Genomic DNA, 17,071 nt, shown 5'->3' on the forward strand with positions numbered 1-17,071 from the left:
CACTCCTATGATTTTGTTTGAACACTTCTAGGTGAATCTACGTTTTTTAACAGCTTTGGTACAATAAATAGAAATAGGGAACCAATTGATAAAATTAATAAAGTAATGATAATGATCATAGGGAGCTTACTGGCGCTTCCTTCCTCTATCTTGTCAGATGCTTGTATAACAGAAGAAGATGCTTCTTCGGAGAATAACTGAAGCTCCTGTGATCTGGCAGAAACCGTACTTATCTCGCCACGCTTACTTGTTTGAAACAAGTAAGAGGTATCCCCTCGTTCAGGAAGCTGCTGCCTGCCATCAAAGAAAATATCAAACTGTTTTTTGGGCAATGTGTTCTTAAGTTCTATTTTTTTTTCATCATGTAGATAATCTGTATTCTTTTTAAACTTTAAGCTTTCATATTGCAAAGGATTTAAATCAGAGGAGGGATTATCCTCCTCTGCATGTACCTCTACTGAAAAAGCTCCCAAAAAGGAAATCATCCATATCAGTAACCAATTCCGCTTAAGCTTCATGAACCTCATCTACCCTCGTAGCATTGTTTTTTCTCCCCATAAAATAGGAGACTGTCAGCATAATACTAGCGATGATTGCCGTCACTACTGCCCCTAAAATAAAGCTTGTTTCTGGCTCGTACTTGATAGACATATAGACGGTAGATAATACATCTGGCACATCAATTGTTGGTACTGCCAATATTAATAAAGGAATAATATAAACAGCCATTAATGCAATTCCAGCAATCCACCCTGCTGCTTGACCAAATTCTAGGGCAGCTTTGATAAGAGAAGCACCTGCTAATAGTAATAGGACAGTAAAGATAGACCATTCTAAAGCTCGAGAATCATTTAACACATACATATTAATACTGTATAGGCTGATGATTGCTCCTACTATAAGCGATAATATTCCAGCCATAGCAAGCTTCATCCCCTCAGAACCAGCCTTTAACTGATACGTAAAATATCCAATAAACAGACTGCTCAATAGAAGTACTAAAAATAGAATAACTGGTGGTACTCTGCTAGCAGACTCAGAAAGTACAGCCTCCCCTTTTACCGCTAGGGGATTGACATAATGCTCAAATACATAGCCATTTTCCTGTCCATCTACATACGTATTCCCTAGGAATTCTTGAATATCTCCTTCAAATTCATTCATTGCAGTCGCATTTGTTTCCCATTTGGAAGTAAAGTCTACTGATGTTTCCTTTAATTCTCCTGCCTTCACATGCAAATCATTTGCATAGCCTACTAAACTATTTTGTCTATCAGAAAGAGAAACCATCATTTGATTAAGCGTTAAAAGCTGACTGCTAATATTTTGTCCGCTCGAGGCAACCTCTCCTTCAGTTATACCTTGTGCTGGCTCTGGATTCCCTAGTGTTGCAGGATTTTGAAGCTGTTGAAGCAGTAAATTCGCCTGCTGATTAATGGAATTTAACTCGCTTACCAATGCAACATGCTGTTGTTCTATGTTCTTCTCATATCCTGACATAATCGCAGCAAAGGTGGTGTCCATTTCATTTACACTTAGTTGAGTTTGAGGTATGCTCTCTTCTAATTGCATCCAGTCTTCAAGTTCATCCTCTTGCACAGTTACCACATCCCTTAGCAATGCGGTCAAAATTTCATCCTCTAGCATGCCATCCTTTATCTGATTTTGAATGTCATCATTCAAGGTATATTCAAACTGCTGCAACGTAGCGTAGTAAGATAGCATTGAGCTAAGATTCATTGTGGAATAACCTTTATCGAATAGCTCCTGTAACCTTTCCTTTTGAGATCCACTCATATTTTTATGGGCAAGTAATTTTTGTTCCTTCTGTTTGATTTCAGCGCCAATTCTAGTTAAGTCAGCAGGATAATTATTCAAAACGTCACGGATGGAAGTGTTTTCCTCAAAAATCGAGCGATAGTTTTCTAATAGCTCAGTATAATTGTTTGTTGCAGTTACATAATCCTCCATTTCCTCTTGTCTAGAACTGAACAAATTATCTTCTTTTTCTCTTATTGCAGAATGGAGAGTAGATAATTCAGTTTGAACTTTTTCAAGCTCCGAAACCAAACTCGAATCAGATTCTGTAGCCTGTAAGCTCTCCTTTAAGGAATCTAGAACAGCTACTAGCCCACTTATCTTCTCAATTTCCTCGTGTAGCTGTGGTGGTGCGTTAGTCCGTTTTTCATCAATTTTAACGAGCATACCGTCCTTTATGTCGGCCAACGCATCAGGGTTCAATCCGACCGTTCCTATACCACTTACCCCAGAATCCTTTTGATTGGTGATATCTCTCTCCAGGCTTCGAAGTAAGGCAAAGTTATAACGGTCGATCGCTTTCTTTTGTACGCTTAGCAGTTCTGAAAGCTGGCTATCTACTACCTGTTTACGGGTAGTAGATAGCTGGTTAAACTTTTCTTGATTCGCTGCAACCATATCGTTTACTTTTTTAATTTCCTGATTTAATTTCTCGTTATTGTCCTCTAATTGCTTTATAGATTCACCAAATTGTTCATTCTGCTTAACGGCTGCTGCCTGGATTTGGGCCAAGCTGCTATCTTGTACCTGTTGCAGTATCTCTTTTTGCTTTTCTTGAAAAGTACGATACTGTTGGAGGTAATCAATAAACCCTTTCATCTGCTGTTCAAATACTTCTGCGTTCTCAACCCGTTGCTTAGATGATTTATTGGTAGAGTTTAAGGTAGAGAGAATTCCCTCCATTTGCTCCTTCTGTCTAGTCATTTCCTCTGCTAATGCTTCCGATTCAGGCTTATAATAACCAGCCATTGCTGTTAAGAATTCTGATTCCGTCTTAAGAATATTGGAAAATTCCTTTTTAATATGATCCATTTCCTGTGCAATATAAGACCAGTAAAGGGTAGAAATCTTTTCATTCACCCTATTCGTAGCACCATTAATTTCCTGAAGTACCTTCTCCTTTTGGATGCCGGCTTTCTGATTATCCAGCTTAAAGGTAAACTCTGCTTTCTGTGGATTGCTTTCATCATACGACATGACACTTGCTGAGAAATTTGAAGGAATATATACAATCGCTTCGTATTGGTTAGACTTTAATCCACTTTCTGCAGTTCCACGCCCTACAACCGACCATTCATATGAGGAGTCCTGCCCTAAAAGAGTGACTACCTCTTTTCCCATCTCTACTGACTCCTCATCCTTTAAAAGTCCCTGATCTTCGTTGACAATGGCAATTACTCTCTTATTTTCTTTTTCTAAATCTAAGGGACTTACACCCATTAGCAGAAAAAATAAGATAGGCGTTGCGATGATAAATACAATACCAGCAACAATTTTCCAAAGCCCTACATTTTTTGTCTTTTTCATTGCATGATCTTCCTCTCAATTCTGCATAACGGCGTTAGTATTTTTGTGGTATTTCCGTTTAATACAAAGTGGGCATATCCTATAGGCAATTCTGTTTCCTTTCGCTCATAAGAAACAGCGAATATTGTCTGTTCTGATTTTTTCATAAAGAGCATACCTTGACGAACAAGCTTGAGTTCATTGGTAAATGGATCGAAGCCCTTCGTAAGCTCGGAATTGTTTCCGGAAACAATCACATTAAATCCTAAGTGTGCATACTTTTTCATTAGCTTGGACAAGCGATCTTGGACACTTGCATCTGCAACCTGTAAGAATCGTGTGTATCCATCTACAATGAAATAGGAAAGAGGCAGTTCAATATTTCTTCCTTGTTGAATATTGCGAACAAAATCCTGCTCCACTTCTGCGTAGTGCGACTCAACCTCTGAAATCCACTCAGCCAAACCTTCTTTTGTATCTAAATAACGTATGCCTGTTTCCCCGGCGTACATGGACAAGCCCCTATCAAAGGAATCAAAAATAGCGATAAATCCTGAATTCTGTTTCTTCATTTGTTCAATCATCCACTTGATGGTATTCGTCTTTCCACGCTGCGCCTGACCGATTAGCAGGCAATGATGATTGCGGTGGAAGTCAATAAAGACAGGCTTCACCGTTTCCTCATCTAATCCTACAGGGATTGTTCGAAGCTCTTCAGCAGGCAAGTATTCCATAAAATTATCGGAATGAAGTTCTAATGGCAGCATCGGTATAGGAGCTGGAGATGGAGCCTCTTTATAGTGCTCTTTCAACTGCTGAACTACCGCTTTCACTGCCTCTAATACTTCAAAGTCGTCTGCTCCACTTGCTGGTAGATACATTTGTGCAAACTTTGCATCTTCTTTCTTTACGATTGCTCTTCCAGCAAAAGGCTCTAAATCAAACGGTACTCTTCCGACAATGCTATAAGACTCGGAGCTGTCGATTAAATAGTGAACTATTTTCGTTTTTAAATTGTTCATGAGAGATTGTCGAACGGATTGAACTCTTGTTGCAGAAATGAATAAATGAATACCTAAAGACTGTCCATCTCGTCCGAACTGAATGAGCTGTGCCTCTAGCTCTTCCATTTCCTCTCGTACAATGTCAAAGTTATCGACCACCAAGTAGAGTAGAGGAAATTTTTCTTCAGAAACGACATTATACATATGAATGTTACTTACCTCTGCTTGCTGAAATGCAACCTTTCTCTTCGCTATTTCTTCTTTTATTAGCTTCACGAGTTTCCCTCGCTTAAGCACCTCATCTATCGTTAGATAATCTGCCGTTTGCGGAAGCTGTTTCAACGGCAGTAATGAACCATTGCCATAATCTAATAGGTAGAAATGAGCTTCCGTTGGAGATAGATGATGACTAAGGCCGAGCAATAGAGACAAAAGAGTATAAGATTTTCCATACCCCGAGGAACCGAAAACCCCTACATTTCCATCTCTTTTCCAGCTATAGCTATATAATAGCTGTGCCTGTTTCTCCGGCTCATCGATCATACCTATTGGGAATGCCTCCTCCTGATTACCCCAGCCAACTGGCGGTTCGATGCGCATCTCTAAAGGTGGCAGCCAAGGACTCGGAAGCTTGGAGATTCCCAGCTTCTGTTGCAACTCTGCAATTTTAGAGGTAACCACTTCGATTTCGGTTAAATTGCTTTTCTTCTTACTCTGTACCGTTTCAATTCCGGATAAACGAAGCAGTCCTAGGTCCGTGACAATGGAAACGTCATCCTCTCCCTCCAACGTTTCCTCCATATAAGGTGCACCACTCCACGCAGATTGGAATAATTCATAAACCTCATTATTACCAACCTGTAAGTAGCCTCGACCAGTAACCGTGATAGAAGCAGCATCGCTATTTTTCAAGATTTCCTTACTGTCTGCTGCATCCTGAACTTTCAGGGCAACACGGAAACGTGCGTTACTCCAGATTTGGTCATCGATTATACCGCCTGGCTTTTGAGTCGCTAAGATTAGATGTACCCCAAGGCTTCGTCCGATTCGCGCAGTACTCACAAGCTCACGAATAAATTCTGGCTCTTCACTCTTTAGTTCAGCAAACTCATCAGAAATTAGGAATAAGTGTGGGAGTGGCTCCATTGCAATTCCACTCTTATACTGCCTTGTATAATCATTAATATGAGAAACACCATATTGATCAAATAACCGTTGCCTTCTCTTTAGCTCACTATTAATAGAGGCTAAAGCCCTCATACTAAAGTTTTTACTTCCTTCAATATTCGTAATCGTTCCAAGTAAATGCGGAATCCCTTTGAATGGTTGCGCCATTCCTCCACCCTTATAATCAATTAACAGGAACCCCACCTCATGAGGATGGAAGTGGACTGCAAGCGATAAAATATACGTTTGGAGAAACTCACTCTTACCGGACCCAGTTGTCCCTGCTAATAAACCATGAGGTCCGTGTGCCTTTTCATGTAAATTCAGATGAACTAGCTCTTCTTTTCCTTTCAAGCCAATTGGAACTGCAAGTGATTTTGCCGACTCGTTTGTTCTCCAAAATCGATCAATTGGTACTTCTTCCACATCTTTGACACCAAACATTTCTAAAAATCCTACAGAATTCGGGATAGAATTCGTCATACCTACCTGGTGATTCAACGTCTTCAACATACGAGCAAATCTTTCATTGGTGGTTGGTTCATAGGAATCGAGCTGAAAGGATTTATTTACTGCCTTTCCTTTTTCAATTAAAATATCTCCCTCTCGTTCATTCACATAGCGTACAAGCGTGTGGACATTCTCCGTAATTCTTTCCTTTGCAGTCTCTGTGAATATGACAGAGAAACCCAACTCTTGCGTATTCTTTCTCTCTAGAAACTCCAAAATTACATGCTCTGCAATTAAAGAATAATTAGACACGATGAACACTAAATGTGGCGAATGAGTAACTTTTCCTTTATCCTCGGAAATGTCTCTTTCCCGTATCATTTCATAGAGAGAGGACAATAATTGATCTCTTGTTTCCTCGTTATGAATAAAACCCTTTGCATGCATATTGGGAATCATAAAATGAGGCAGCCATTTCATCCATTCAAATTCCTTGTATTCTTCATGCTTAAAAATATAAATAAATCGGACATCGTGATAGCTATGCGCAAAGGCAAGCTGTCCTATAATTTGTTGAATTTCTCGCTTAATAATAGTCTCTTTTCCTATTAATCCGAGAATACCATCAGAGAGATTCGTCGTTACTGGTGCGTTTGGCACTTCTTTATAGACCTTTTCAATTCGTTGCGCTTGCTCAAGCAAATTATCTATTTCCCTATTAGCCAAATCACTGGACGATAGCTTAATCTCAAAGCTTGATGGGATTGTCCCTGCTCCAAGTCGAAATTCTAAAAAATCGTGACTTTCTAATGTCCTTTCCCAAATTCGCCCAGAAAGCTTCTGTGTCAGTGCCTTGAGTTGTTCAAAATGAGGATAATGATAAGCAAGTACGTACTTTTGCTTCTCTGATAGCTCATGAATTTCCTCACGGAGGTTTTCTAAATATGCCGTATAAACTCTCACTCGCTTTTCTTCCCGTTGTTTTCTTCTTTTGCGGTCTTTCACATATTGAACGGTCGTATTAATAATCACGACAATAAACATCGTAATAGAGATAATGATAAAAATTCCTCTTGGCCAAATGATGGAAATAGTACCCATGACTATAAGCATGACAAGAGGAGCTGCAATCGCTGTTAGCAACCCTCTATTAGAATCCTCGGACTCCTGCGAAGGAAAGGTAATGGATACCTTCTCATCTGGCAAATCATAAATCATCCTAGGTGTTCTACGGTAATCTGGATACTTTTGCAGTACCTCTGATTTCGGAACTTCAATTTCGGGTAATACACTTTCATAGTCTACAGCGGAAACTACCTCTAGCATGTCTCGTTCAACCAAACGGAATTCTATAAGGGACCATTGTAAAACATCTCCTATACTCAATAGCTGATTAGATTCACATCTATAACCATTGAGATACAATGGACAATTAATATCTCTTTTAATAATCCAACCACCTGCTACTTTATTAAGAGAGAAATTACCTCCTTCTGCATAGGGATAAACAGATTCCTTCCATGTAAAAGTTGCGTCTGAAGCATTACCTCCAAACGTAACTTCATTCTCAAAGTCTATATAGTAGGTTTTAGCAGATAAGGGATTACGTGAAATAAATAAGCGTATCATTTTTTCCTTCTGCTCTACCTGCAGTTCCTTCCCTAGGTGTAACACCCCTGTTTGTCTATCTCCATCATATACTTCAAAAGTTTCTCCACTTTTTATCAGCTTAATAGAGCCGTGAATAAAAGGATAAGATAGTACGGTCACATCATCTTCAATAGATGGACCGATTCGAATAATAGCTCCCTCTTTCTCTTCTAGCGGGACTCTCTGATAAACGTCTCCATAAAAAACCCATAGATGCATCAAATGCAAACACCTTCTTTCCAATACCTAGTTGGGGAGCTATTCTTCCTCTTCCATTCCTTCTTGCTCCATTAGCTTTTCATATTCTTCTACTTCTCGATCAATCTCCGTGATTTGCTCTTGCATTTCTTCACCAGAAAGACTGTCATCCGCTTTGATTTCTTCTCTACGTTTCAACAGACCATATGTGATTAGTTCCCCATCCTCCATCGCTCGCGCTATATCTACCGCTTCCTCTGCTTCTCCTCTTCCTATATAAATCCAATATTTCAGATAAGATTCTTCTGTACGCAAGGTGATATTCGCTAAAACATTCTTTTTCTGTTCCTCATCCAGTCGCTCATTTGTTACAGATGAATAAGCATATTCATAAAGCACGACATATGGCATAGAATCCACGCTATACTTTCCAAGTGTACTAACTACCTGGCTATAATTCTGATTTAAGTAGTAGTAATGACTGTTATGAAAGGCGATATTTTTAGGTCGTTCATGGACAAAAAACAAAATAGTAAAGACAATTGCCGGGATCATTAAGACACTTAGTGCAATGGCTAGATACTTCGTGATTCGCCACTTTTTTTGAGGAATTTGTACATTTTTCTTTTCCTTTTCCTCTAACTGCTCCATCTGAACTGCTATGTAATTTAGAAGAGCTTGACTATCCTCCATGGACATGATTGTCTTCCCAGTATCCTTCAACTCTAAAATCTCAGAGTATTTTAGATAATCATCAAAGGTAAAGGAATTATCAATGGCTGCTGCCACTACCGCCTTGGTTTCAAGCCATTCTCTTTCTTTATCTGCTTCGAATGGAGGTAGGCTGCCGCTTACCCCATAATACAAAAAGGAAGGTGCCATCCCTTTGTTATAGATAATATTTTCAGGACTTATAATTTGGTTTAGTCGAGGATATGAATGTGCTTCGACGGCTTCAACCAACTGGTATCCAAACATCCAGCGCGCTTTTACCTCTTCTTGATGTATATTCGAAAATCGTTGATACCCTTCTGGAATCTCTGCCTCCAGTATCAACTCACTCTCCGTAATAATAATTTCCTTGCGAATTTTGGGATTGACCTCTTGAAGGAAAATGACTTCCTCCGTCCGCTTAAACCCAACTCTTTCTTTTTGAAAGACAAATGTGGTCTTCTTTGGCTCTTCCGTTATCTCAGCGCCAATTCTATTTTTTAAGTATGTATAAGAGTTAACAGCCATCGTCCATAGCTCCTTTAAATAATTTCAAGCCGGTCGCCAGTAGTAATGCCACATTCCGATATAGTAAGGTATCCAGGGAATAATTTGTCTTTATTCACGACACGAACCCAATAGCCCTCTCTTGGTGTGTCTTTGATAGTAGCTGCCTGCCAAGCAATATCTATCATTTTCTTCAAGGTATAGTAGTTAGATAATCGAATATCCAACACTTCTTCCTTGTATTTAGAAAGATCTACCGTTATTTCTATATACATCTTTTTCACCTCTAAAGCTAATAGGATAAAGGTAACGCCTGAAAATGAAGGAAAAAGCGTCTTCCCAATATGGAATGACGCTTTGCAATTTTTGCATATAGCCAGATTATCCTCTGATTTGGCTTGCAATTTGCTGATCCGCATCCTGAAGAGCTTGACCAGTACGACTTAATTGAACACTAATTTCACTTAAAAGCTCTCGCATATCATTAAAATGAGGTTTTAATCTTTCATATTGTTCAGCGAAGGCTGCACTAGAAGCCCCTTCCCACATAGATTGAAGCTCTGAAATCATTCCATCAAGACGTCCAATCTGTGAAGCTACCTCGCTAGATTCGTTGCTGTAACGTGATGCCATTGCATCAAGCTCAGCTGGTGTTACGCGAATAATTCCTGACATTCCATACATCTCCCTTTTCATTGAATTTAAATTTATAAAATAACTGTAAAGATTAACTATGTAAGGTTAACCTAGACAGGTACTTCCCCACCTAATCTCCTAAACACGCCATCGACTATTTAACAAATAAGTAACAAACATTTCTTTTTTCAAACAAGACAGCGACAAAGAGCGTCTATCTTCTTCTTTTTTTACTAAATACATCCAATTCTATTAGTCTATTCCCCCGTATTCTAACCTCTTAAACCTAGGAAAATAGAAATTTCCCAAATTTGTATAATTTGTTAGGTTTATCAGAAGGTAAGACGGGTAATAACTATTCGGCTTGGAGCCTTCCCTCAGAAAACAAAATTACACATACCCCACGTGCTTGTATGTTTGCATTGCCAACTTCCCCTTGAATTAACCTCTACTTCAAAGCAACGTTCAAATAATAGCTAAATTCCATTTATTACATGAACAACCATTTATATCACTCATATAATAAATAACATCCCAATTCTTTCTAGTCAAAGTTTCATCAGAATAGTCTAACTTTTAATAGAACTTTCCACACAAAGACTTTTGTCACGAAATTTCATTCTCTAAAATTGGTAGTCATATTTTTATTAATAAATATATATTTAACTTTATTTATATCAAAATTTTATTATCATAAATTAAAACTGATAAATTTGATTCATTTTTATTCTAAAAATTCAAACTAATATCTCAGTACAAAGATACTTGAATACATAATTTTTCAATATATTTTTATTCAACCGATTCATCCTATCGTCACAAGGTGAATACTTCTTTCTCTCGTTCACAGGGGATTTATTCTCGTTCAAGGTATATTTACTCTCGGATAGGCAAGATTTATTCTCGGATAGGAGCAATTTATTCTCATTTAGGGGGAATACTCTCGTTCAGCCGGACTTTACTCTCGTTCAGAAGCAATTTACTCTCACTCGGTAAGGTCTGAGTAACCGAGCATCCGCTGGATTAGGAGGGGAAGCTACTTTCACTCGTAAATTGACGCTCAAATAACCTAAGTTGGCCCGAGAAAAAGGGAATATTCTCATTCAGTCAGACTATACTCTCGTTCAGAAGCAATTTACTCAAAATTCGACTAACCTGGAAGTTGCAGGGACAAAAGAGCAATACTCCTTTCTCTCGTTCACAGGGGATTTATTCTCGTTCAAGGTATATTTACTCTCGGATAGGCAAGATTTATTCTCGGATAGGAGCAATTTATTCTCATTTAAGGGGAATACTCTCGTTCAGCCGGACTTTACTCTCGTTCAGAAGCAATTTACTCTCACTCGGTAAGATCTGAGTAACCGGGCATCCACTGAACTTTCGCTCGTCAGGACTTGATTGGCATAAAAAAAGCACCTATGACTAGTTGTCATAAGTGCTATCATTTCTTCTCACAGTCGTATAAGTCAATTGTACTCGTAAAAGCCTCTGCCCGTTTTACGTCCCAAACGACCAGACCTCACATACTTTTTCAACAGCGGAGCAACTCGATACTTGGAGTCCCCTGTTTCCTGCAACAGCGTTTCCATTACACAAAGCAAGGTATCTAAGCCAATTAAATCAGCCAGTGCTAAGGGTCCGATTGGCTGATTTGTCCCTAGCACCATCCCTTTGTCTATATCTTCAGCTGTCGCAATACCCTCACCTAGTACAAATATTGCTTCATTGATCATTGGTACAAGAATTCGATTCACCACAAAAAGCGGGGAATCTATTATAGATATACTCTCTTTTCCGGTATTCTTTATTACTTCTAATGACTTCTGATAAGTCTCTTCCGACGTCTCTGAACCCCGAATGACCTCTACTAGCTTCATTACAGGAACAGGGTTGAAGAAATGAAGCCCTATTACCTTTTCTGGTCTGTTTGTAGACGCACCCAGTTCTGTAATACTAAAGCCCGATGTGTTAGATGCCAGGATAGTTTTACCCTCGCAAATGGCATCTAGCTCGGAAAACACCCGTTTCTTGATTTCAACATTTTCCATAATTGCTTCGATAATAATATCCATATCAGCAAGATCATTTTTGTTAGAAGTGAACCTTATTCTCTCCTGGACTTTACTTGCTTCTTCCAGATTTCTTTCTTGTTTTTTGTTCACCCTTTTAACATTTTCTTCAATCACTTTTGCCGCTCTTTCCAAGCTCTCATTGTTAATATCACACATTGTCACTGCGTATCCAGCTGTTGCCATTATTTGCGCAATGCCGCTCCCCATTGTCCCGGCACCCAAAACACCAATTTTCATTTCTTAGCCCCCTCCACGATCATCTTAACTATCATTCTTTCAATAGTCCTCAAAGTTACCATAGGTTACACACACTCAATAATCATTGCGATCCCTTGCCCTCCACCGATACAAAGGCTGGCTGCTCCATAGGTCAAATTTCTTCTTCTTAATTCATAAGCTAGCGAAAGAACAATTCTCGTACCGCTCGCACCAACTGGATGACCTAGTGCGATTGCTCCGCCATTGACATTCGTTTTCTCCCGATCAAGGCCCAGCTCCTTTTCTACCGCTAAATATTGAGCAGCAAATGCTTCATTGATTTCTATTAAATCTATTTCCTCGAGTGAAAGCCCCGCCTTCTCCAAAGCCATTTCCATTGCTGGTACAGGCCCTATTCCCATCACGTTTGGATCAACACCGGCAACTCCCCAGGATACAATGCGAGCAATTGGATGTAAGCCCATTTCTTTCACTTTCTTTTCACTTGCGACTACTAAAGAAGCTGCTCCATCATTAATACCACTTGCGTTGCCTGGAGTGACGGTACCATCCTTTAAAAATGCGGGAGATAATTTTTGAAGCTTATCCATCGTGACCTGTGGCTTAATGTATTCATCCCTATCTACCAACACTGCTCCCTTCTTACTCCGCACCTCTACGCCTACTATTTCCTCTTCAAATTTGCCCTCCTGCTGTGCGTTAGTGGCACGCGTTTGGCTTAGCAGAGCAAATTCATCTTGCATTTCTCTCGTAATTCCATAGTCTTGTGCTAGCTTTTCAGCTGTCATTCCCATACCTTTTCCGATATATTCATCCGTTAACGTCCGCTGAACCATGTCTTCAAATGTCATAGACCCCATCTTTGCAGCTCCAAACCTCGCATCAAAATTCGCATACGGAGCCATGGACATATTTTCAGCACCACCGCATAGCACGATGCCAGCTTCCCCAAGCTTAATCAGCTGAGCGGCAGAAATAATGGACTGACAGCCAGATCCACATAATCGATTCAGATTCATGGCAGGTACAGTTACTGGAATTCCTGCCTTTAGTGCAATATGCCTTGCTAGAAAAGAAGCATTTGTGCTCGAATGAATCACGTTCCCATATAGAACATGGTCTACCTCTTCTGGACTAATTCCAGAACGCCTTAACGCCTCTTTTGCTGTCTCTGCTCCGAGTTCATCTGCCTTTGTTTGTGCAAAGGCTCCACCAAAGCTTGTAAAAGCGGTCCTTGCACCATCTACTATAAACACTTGCTCCATCATTTCCCCAGCCTCCCAATACCATTTTTATCTATTTTACCATCCCTGCAATCTATTATCATTTATTCTAAAAAACTCCAGCCTTCATAGACTGGAGCGAAAATGTTATTCTTTATTGTTCGGTGGTAAATCGTCATATGGATGGAAATCATCGGTTGAACGCTGATTGTACCCAGTATCAGGAGAGTCCTCTTCAAAGGCCTCGTCCATTGGATTTGGTGGTTCATTTGCAGCAGTTGCATCAAAATCTCCCACCGGCTTGATTTCATCTATATGTGGATTATTACCTCTTAAGCTTTTTTCTTTTTCTTCTGGGCTTTGAAAGTTTTCCTTAAAGGATTCCTTCATTCCTTCTTTTTCTCGAATCATGCTTTCCTTGGAAACCTCTGCATCTTGAATGCTTTTTTCCATCTTCGTTAGGTATCTAGCGGCATGCTCTCGTCCTCCTAAGCCAAATGCCAGACCGAATGCTAGTGCCAGACCACCCAGTATTAAGATAAATGCAGAGTTAATAATAGAAGCTGCAATTCCTAATTGACTTAAGGCCATAAAAAAGGCAAATGCTAAAATAGCATATTTAGCTACATAGCGTAAAAAGTGAGGAGAGCCTGAAGCATGAGTCATCAAGCTTCCAACAATTCTTTCCACTAAATTAGCTAACCAGAATCCTACTGCAAGTATTACGACAGCCGTAAGCACATGAGGTAAATAAGCAAAGATCGCAGCTACCAATGTCACCATAAAGTCTAGCTCTAAAAGCTGTAGTGCCTCTCCAACAAATAAAAGAATCACCACTACCTGAGCGATTGTGCCAATAATAGCAGCAAAAGAAGGTGATTTCCCTCCAACTCCCTTGAAGCCCATCTTACCGAAAAGAGAGTTCACTCCGAGTTTTTCAAGCAAGGAGACAACCATATCTTTTATCCACTTAGCCACAACAAGTCCAATGAGTATTAATAGAATTGCGACAAAAATCTTAGGTAGCATAGCAAGTATGAGATTCAGCATATTAATTGCAGGTGCTGAAATACCCTCTAGATCTAAAATCTCTAATGAGGTAATCGAAATAGGAATTAATATTAAGACAAATACAATGATACCCGCTACCTTCGAAAGAGTTGTACCCTCTAGGAAGCTAGAAATCTTTAATTTGTCAGCTAATCGATCCGTACCAGCAGCTTGAAGAAATTTCTCTACTAAGTTTCTTACAAGCTTCGCAACAAACCAGCCAATAGCAAAGACGATTGCTGCTGAAACTAGCTTCGGGATGAAAGTGATGAAGCTTGCAACCATCCCTTCGAACGGACCACTTAAACCATCTATACCTAATGCACTCAGAACTGCTGGAATGAAAAGCAGGAAAATAAGGTAGTATACGACATTAGCAGCCGTATCAGTCCATTTCGCTTGATCCACTTTGCCAGCATCTGTGCCAGCTTTTTGTACATATTTGTTTAAATCTAATTTATTTCCTGCCATCTTAATAACTTTTTTTACTACGGTTGCTAACACCCATGCCAGCAATAGAATAAGTCCCGCCTTTAAGATATTTAGTACCGCATCAGTTAAGCCAGTGTACATATTCATAAAAGGAGAAGCGATCGTATTCATATTTAAAATACTAAAGAAAAGAATAAAGGCAAATAAAAGAACAATAGCAAAAACTACTTTGCTCACAATCTTTTCTACTGACCAACCTTCTCGTGTATTACCGAGGCGTTCGTTCACTCGGTATTTTCTCAGTAGTTTATATGTTGCATTTTCCAACACTTTTGCAACAACAAAACCAATCAATAAAACCACTAAAGCTAAAATAAATTCTGGTAAAAAGGAAAGTGTACTTCTCCAATAAAAATCATCGAACATTTCGTATCCTCCTTTTATTTCGACCCTACAAGGTCTTTTTCAATCAAGAATGTTCTCCCATTCATCTGTTACCCTAGCCCGTATCTATCTAAACTAAGAGAATAGTTTTGAGTCTTTGTGGCTGGAAGACTATTATGAATGAAAGTAGAGTCTACAGGGGAAACGAGGACAAAAAGATGTATATACTATCGTTTTACGAGTGGTAACTTATTTTGCCTAATTGCCTGTTCACAAAAAGAAGAAAGCGCTTGCGACTATCACTAAAGTCGCAAGTGCTATTTTGATCCGCTTTTTTTAGGTCTTCTCTATTGTTTGATTGCTTCGTCCAATGCCTCTCCTGTTATATCCCAATGGGAGGCATTCCATATTCCCTTTCCATTCTCTACTACAATCGCTTGAGGTGATTCGTGCTGGATAGATAAATCCTTCGCTACCGCATTAGATACCTCCCGACTTTGTATAACATTTACTAAATATTTATCTACTGGTGACTGATAAGAAGCAAATGCCCCATATGCATTAGCGCTAATTGGACAAGTCGTACTATGCTTAAAAATAAGTATTTTTTTATCCTCAGACTCTTGCATCAGTTTCTTCCATTGCTCCATCGATGTTATTTCGGTATACGTAAGCATTCTGCATACATCCTTTCTCGTAAAGTATTTCTTTATCTATACCCTATTTCCCAAATTTCATAAACAAGGGCAGAAGCTCATTATTTGTTTAGAGCATGGGCGAACTGGTTATTAAAAGAGTGAGTACTTATAGAAAGGAGAAATAGGATGAAAAATATTCATAAGACGATGGTAGTAAGTATAATCCTCTCTGGGATTTTGTTATTAGGTGCATGTAATAATGATGATAATAACAATGAAGCGGAAGAAAACGTATTAAAAACCGACGTGATCAAGCCAAACACACAGGACCAAAAATCGGCTGATTCTGCTGAAGAAGATAAATTTACATTTGAAGAGTTTAATCTAACCGTTGCGACAGAGGAAAATGAAAAAGCGATTACAGTTGAATATAAAGGTGACTCCAGCCTAGTTGTCTATAAAAATATGCAAGAGGGAGTAAACACAGAGGGTGACGAAGCCTTAGATTTACTCGCACCAGTATTCAATGAGCTAAATCTAACTCCTGACATGGAAGAGGAAGAGGTATTAACTAAGGTGAAGGAATCATTTGATATCCAAAAAGAACGTACTATCCAGTTAGATGTCCAGTTTCACGAGGGAGAAACGAAAACATATAGCCAAAATGAAGAATAAAAAGGATACATTCCGGGAGTATAGCAGTCGGTATTTTATTTACTACAATACCCCGGAATTTTATTTGTACCAAAAAGATTTGCATACCCAGATTTTATCCTTCTAATTTTGCTGTGATAACCCCTAAGGCTACACCTAACAAAGCTCCAGCTGCCACTTCAATCGGTTGATGTCCAAGAAGCTCCTTTAGTTCGCCCTCTCCCTCTACATACTCAAAGCTCGGAAAATTTCCTGATAACTCAGCAACATGGTCCTCTAAATCGTTCACCAGTTGAGCAATCTCACCAGTGTGCCTCCTGATTCCTTGTGCATCATACATGACGATAATACCAAAAATAACCGCAATAGCTGTTTCTGTATGCCTTGTTCCTTTATTGGCTGCGATATAGGAAGCTAATGCTGAAACTCCGGCTGAATGGGAGCTTGGCATTCCACCTGTAGTAAATGCTTGCTTGAAATCCCATTTTCCCGTGTTTTTCTTATAAGTAAAAATTTTTAATCCTTGTGCAATTCCAATTGCAGAAAATGCCGTTATAATTCCTAGATTCATCTTCGTCAAGCTTATTCCTCCCTTATCCTTACATTGCCCTTCCCAAATTCCCTTCATTCACATAAAGTGAAACTTTGATTGGTGGGGGTTTTCTTTCATCCCCCCCAATCATTAGTTGAACCAATCGGGCTTTTAGGGACAGTTGACCTCCCACTTAGCTGTCTCATTTCTTTTGCCATCT

General features: G+C 39.3%; 12 protein-coding genes. 1 reads left to right on the forward strand and 11 read right to left on the reverse strand.

The genetic code is table 11. From position 1 onward, the window contains the following. Positions 1–5: 5 nt before the first annotated feature. The 10 genes from essA to ytxJ form a co-directional block, all read right to left on the reverse strand. Positions 6–518, reverse strand: a complete 513-nt coding sequence (gene essA / locus AC1VU3_RS12995) for a type VII secretion protein EssA (RefSeq protein WP_480390168.1) — start codon at positions 516–518, stop codon at positions 6–8. Beyond that, positions 508–3,345: a type VII secretion protein EsaA gene (gene esaA / locus AC1VU3_RS13000; RefSeq protein ID WP_482983710.1), complete on the reverse strand. Its 2,838-nt coding sequence runs from the start codon at positions 3,343–3,345 to the stop codon at positions 508–510. The genes essA and esaA overlap by 11 nt, the downstream gene beginning before the upstream one ends. Next, positions 3,342–7,817, reverse strand: coding sequence for a type VII secretion protein EssC (gene essC, locus AC1VU3_RS13005; protein ID WP_482983711.1), 4,476 nt, complete (start codon positions 7,815–7,817; stop codon positions 3,342–3,344). The genes esaA and essC overlap by 4 nt, the downstream gene beginning before the upstream one ends. A 36-nt stretch (positions 7,818–7,853) precedes the next feature. Then, positions 7,854–9,032 carry a type VII secretion protein EssB gene (gene essB / locus AC1VU3_RS13010; protein WP_482983712.1) on the reverse strand — a complete coding sequence of 393 codons (1,179 nt, stop codon included), beginning with the start codon at positions 9,030–9,032 and terminating at the stop codon, positions 7,854–7,856. 14 nt (positions 9,033–9,046) lie between these two features. After that, entirely contained in the window at positions 9,047–9,286 is a 240-nt protein-coding gene (yukD, locus tag AC1VU3_RS13015) for an ESX secretion system protein YukD (protein WP_480390164.1), read from the reverse strand. A gap of 106 nt (positions 9,287–9,392) precedes the next feature. Next, positions 9,393–9,686, reverse strand: a complete 294-nt coding sequence (locus AC1VU3_RS13020) for a WXG100 family type VII secretion target (protein ID WP_480390163.1) — start codon at positions 9,684–9,686, stop codon at positions 9,393–9,395. A gap of 1,427 nt (positions 9,687–11,113) precedes the next feature. Next, positions 11,114–11,956, reverse strand: coding sequence for a 3-hydroxyacyl-CoA dehydrogenase NAD-binding domain-containing protein (locus AC1VU3_RS13025; protein ID WP_482983713.1), 843 nt, complete (start codon positions 11,954–11,956; stop codon positions 11,114–11,116). Between the two features lie 65 nt (positions 11,957–12,021). Beyond that, positions 12,022–13,203 carry an acetyl-CoA C-acetyltransferase gene (locus tag AC1VU3_RS13030; RefSeq protein ID WP_482983715.1) on the reverse strand — a complete coding sequence of 394 codons (1,182 nt, stop codon included), beginning with the start codon at positions 13,201–13,203 and terminating at the stop codon, positions 12,022–12,024. Positions 13,204–13,308: 105 nt separating this feature from the next. Further along, a complete protein-coding gene (locus AC1VU3_RS13035; protein ID WP_480390161.1) occupies positions 13,309–15,069 on the reverse strand; it encodes a mechanosensitive ion channel in 1,761 nt (586 codons plus the stop codon). Between the two features lie 305 nt (positions 15,070–15,374). After that, positions 15,375–15,704: a bacillithiol system redox-active protein YtxJ gene (ytxJ, locus tag AC1VU3_RS13040; protein ID WP_480390160.1), complete on the reverse strand. Its 330-nt coding sequence runs from the start codon at positions 15,702–15,704 to the stop codon at positions 15,375–15,377. Between the two features lie 147 nt (positions 15,705–15,851). Between ytxJ and AC1VU3_RS13045 the strand changes: the two genes are divergently transcribed. Next, positions 15,852–16,340, forward strand: coding sequence for a YusW family protein (locus tag AC1VU3_RS13045; protein WP_480390159.1), 489 nt, complete (start codon positions 15,852–15,854; stop codon positions 16,338–16,340). A 94-nt stretch (positions 16,341–16,434) separates the two neighbouring features. On the opposite strand, the gene AC1VU3_RS13050 is transcribed toward AC1VU3_RS13045, so the two are convergent. Next, on the reverse strand, positions 16,435–16,899 hold the full coding sequence (locus AC1VU3_RS13050; RefSeq protein ID WP_480390158.1) for a divergent PAP2 family protein: 465 nt from the start codon (positions 16,897–16,899) through the stop codon (positions 16,435–16,437). Between the last annotated feature and the right edge of the window lie 172 nt (positions 16,900–17,071).

The organism is Psychrobacillus sp. Z16_25 (genome assembly GCF_056856695.1).

Excerpts from the sequence above, each read along its gene's own strand:
- AC1VU3_RS13020 (WP_480390163.1), bottom strand. The coding sequence starts at position 9,686 with ATGTCAGGAATTATTCGCGTAACACCAGCTGAGCTTGATGCAATGGCA.
- ytxJ (WP_480390160.1), bottom strand. The coding sequence starts at position 15,704 with ATGCTTACGTATACCGAAATAACATCGATGGAGCAATGGAAGAAACTG.
- AC1VU3_RS13035 (WP_480390161.1), bottom strand. The coding sequence starts at position 15,069 with ATGTTCGATGATTTTTATTGGAGAAGTACACTTTCCTTTTTACCAGAA.
- AC1VU3_RS13045 (WP_480390159.1), top strand. The coding sequence starts at position 15,852 with ATGAAAAATATTCATAAGACGATGGTAGTAAGTATAATCCTCTCTGGG.
- yukD (WP_480390164.1), bottom strand. The coding sequence starts at position 9,286 with ATGTATATAGAAATAACGGTAGATCTTTCTAAATACAAGGAAGAAGTG.
- AC1VU3_RS13025 (WP_482983713.1), bottom strand. The coding sequence starts at position 11,956 with ATGAAAATTGGTGTTTTGGGTGCCGGGACAATGGGGAGCGGCATTGCG.
- essA (WP_480390168.1), bottom strand. The coding sequence starts at position 518 with ATGAAGCTTAAGCGGAATTGGTTACTGATATGGATGATTTCCTTTTTG.
- esaA (WP_482983710.1), bottom strand. The coding sequence starts at position 3,345 with ATGAAAAAGACAAAAAATGTAGGGCTTTGGAAAATTGTTGCTGGTATT.
- AC1VU3_RS13030 (WP_482983715.1), bottom strand. The coding sequence starts at position 13,203 with ATGGAGCAAGTGTTTATAGTAGATGGTGCAAGGACCGCTTTTACAAGC.
- essB (WP_482983712.1), bottom strand. The coding sequence starts at position 9,032 with ATGGCTGTTAACTCTTATACATACTTAAAAAATAGAATTGGCGCTGAG.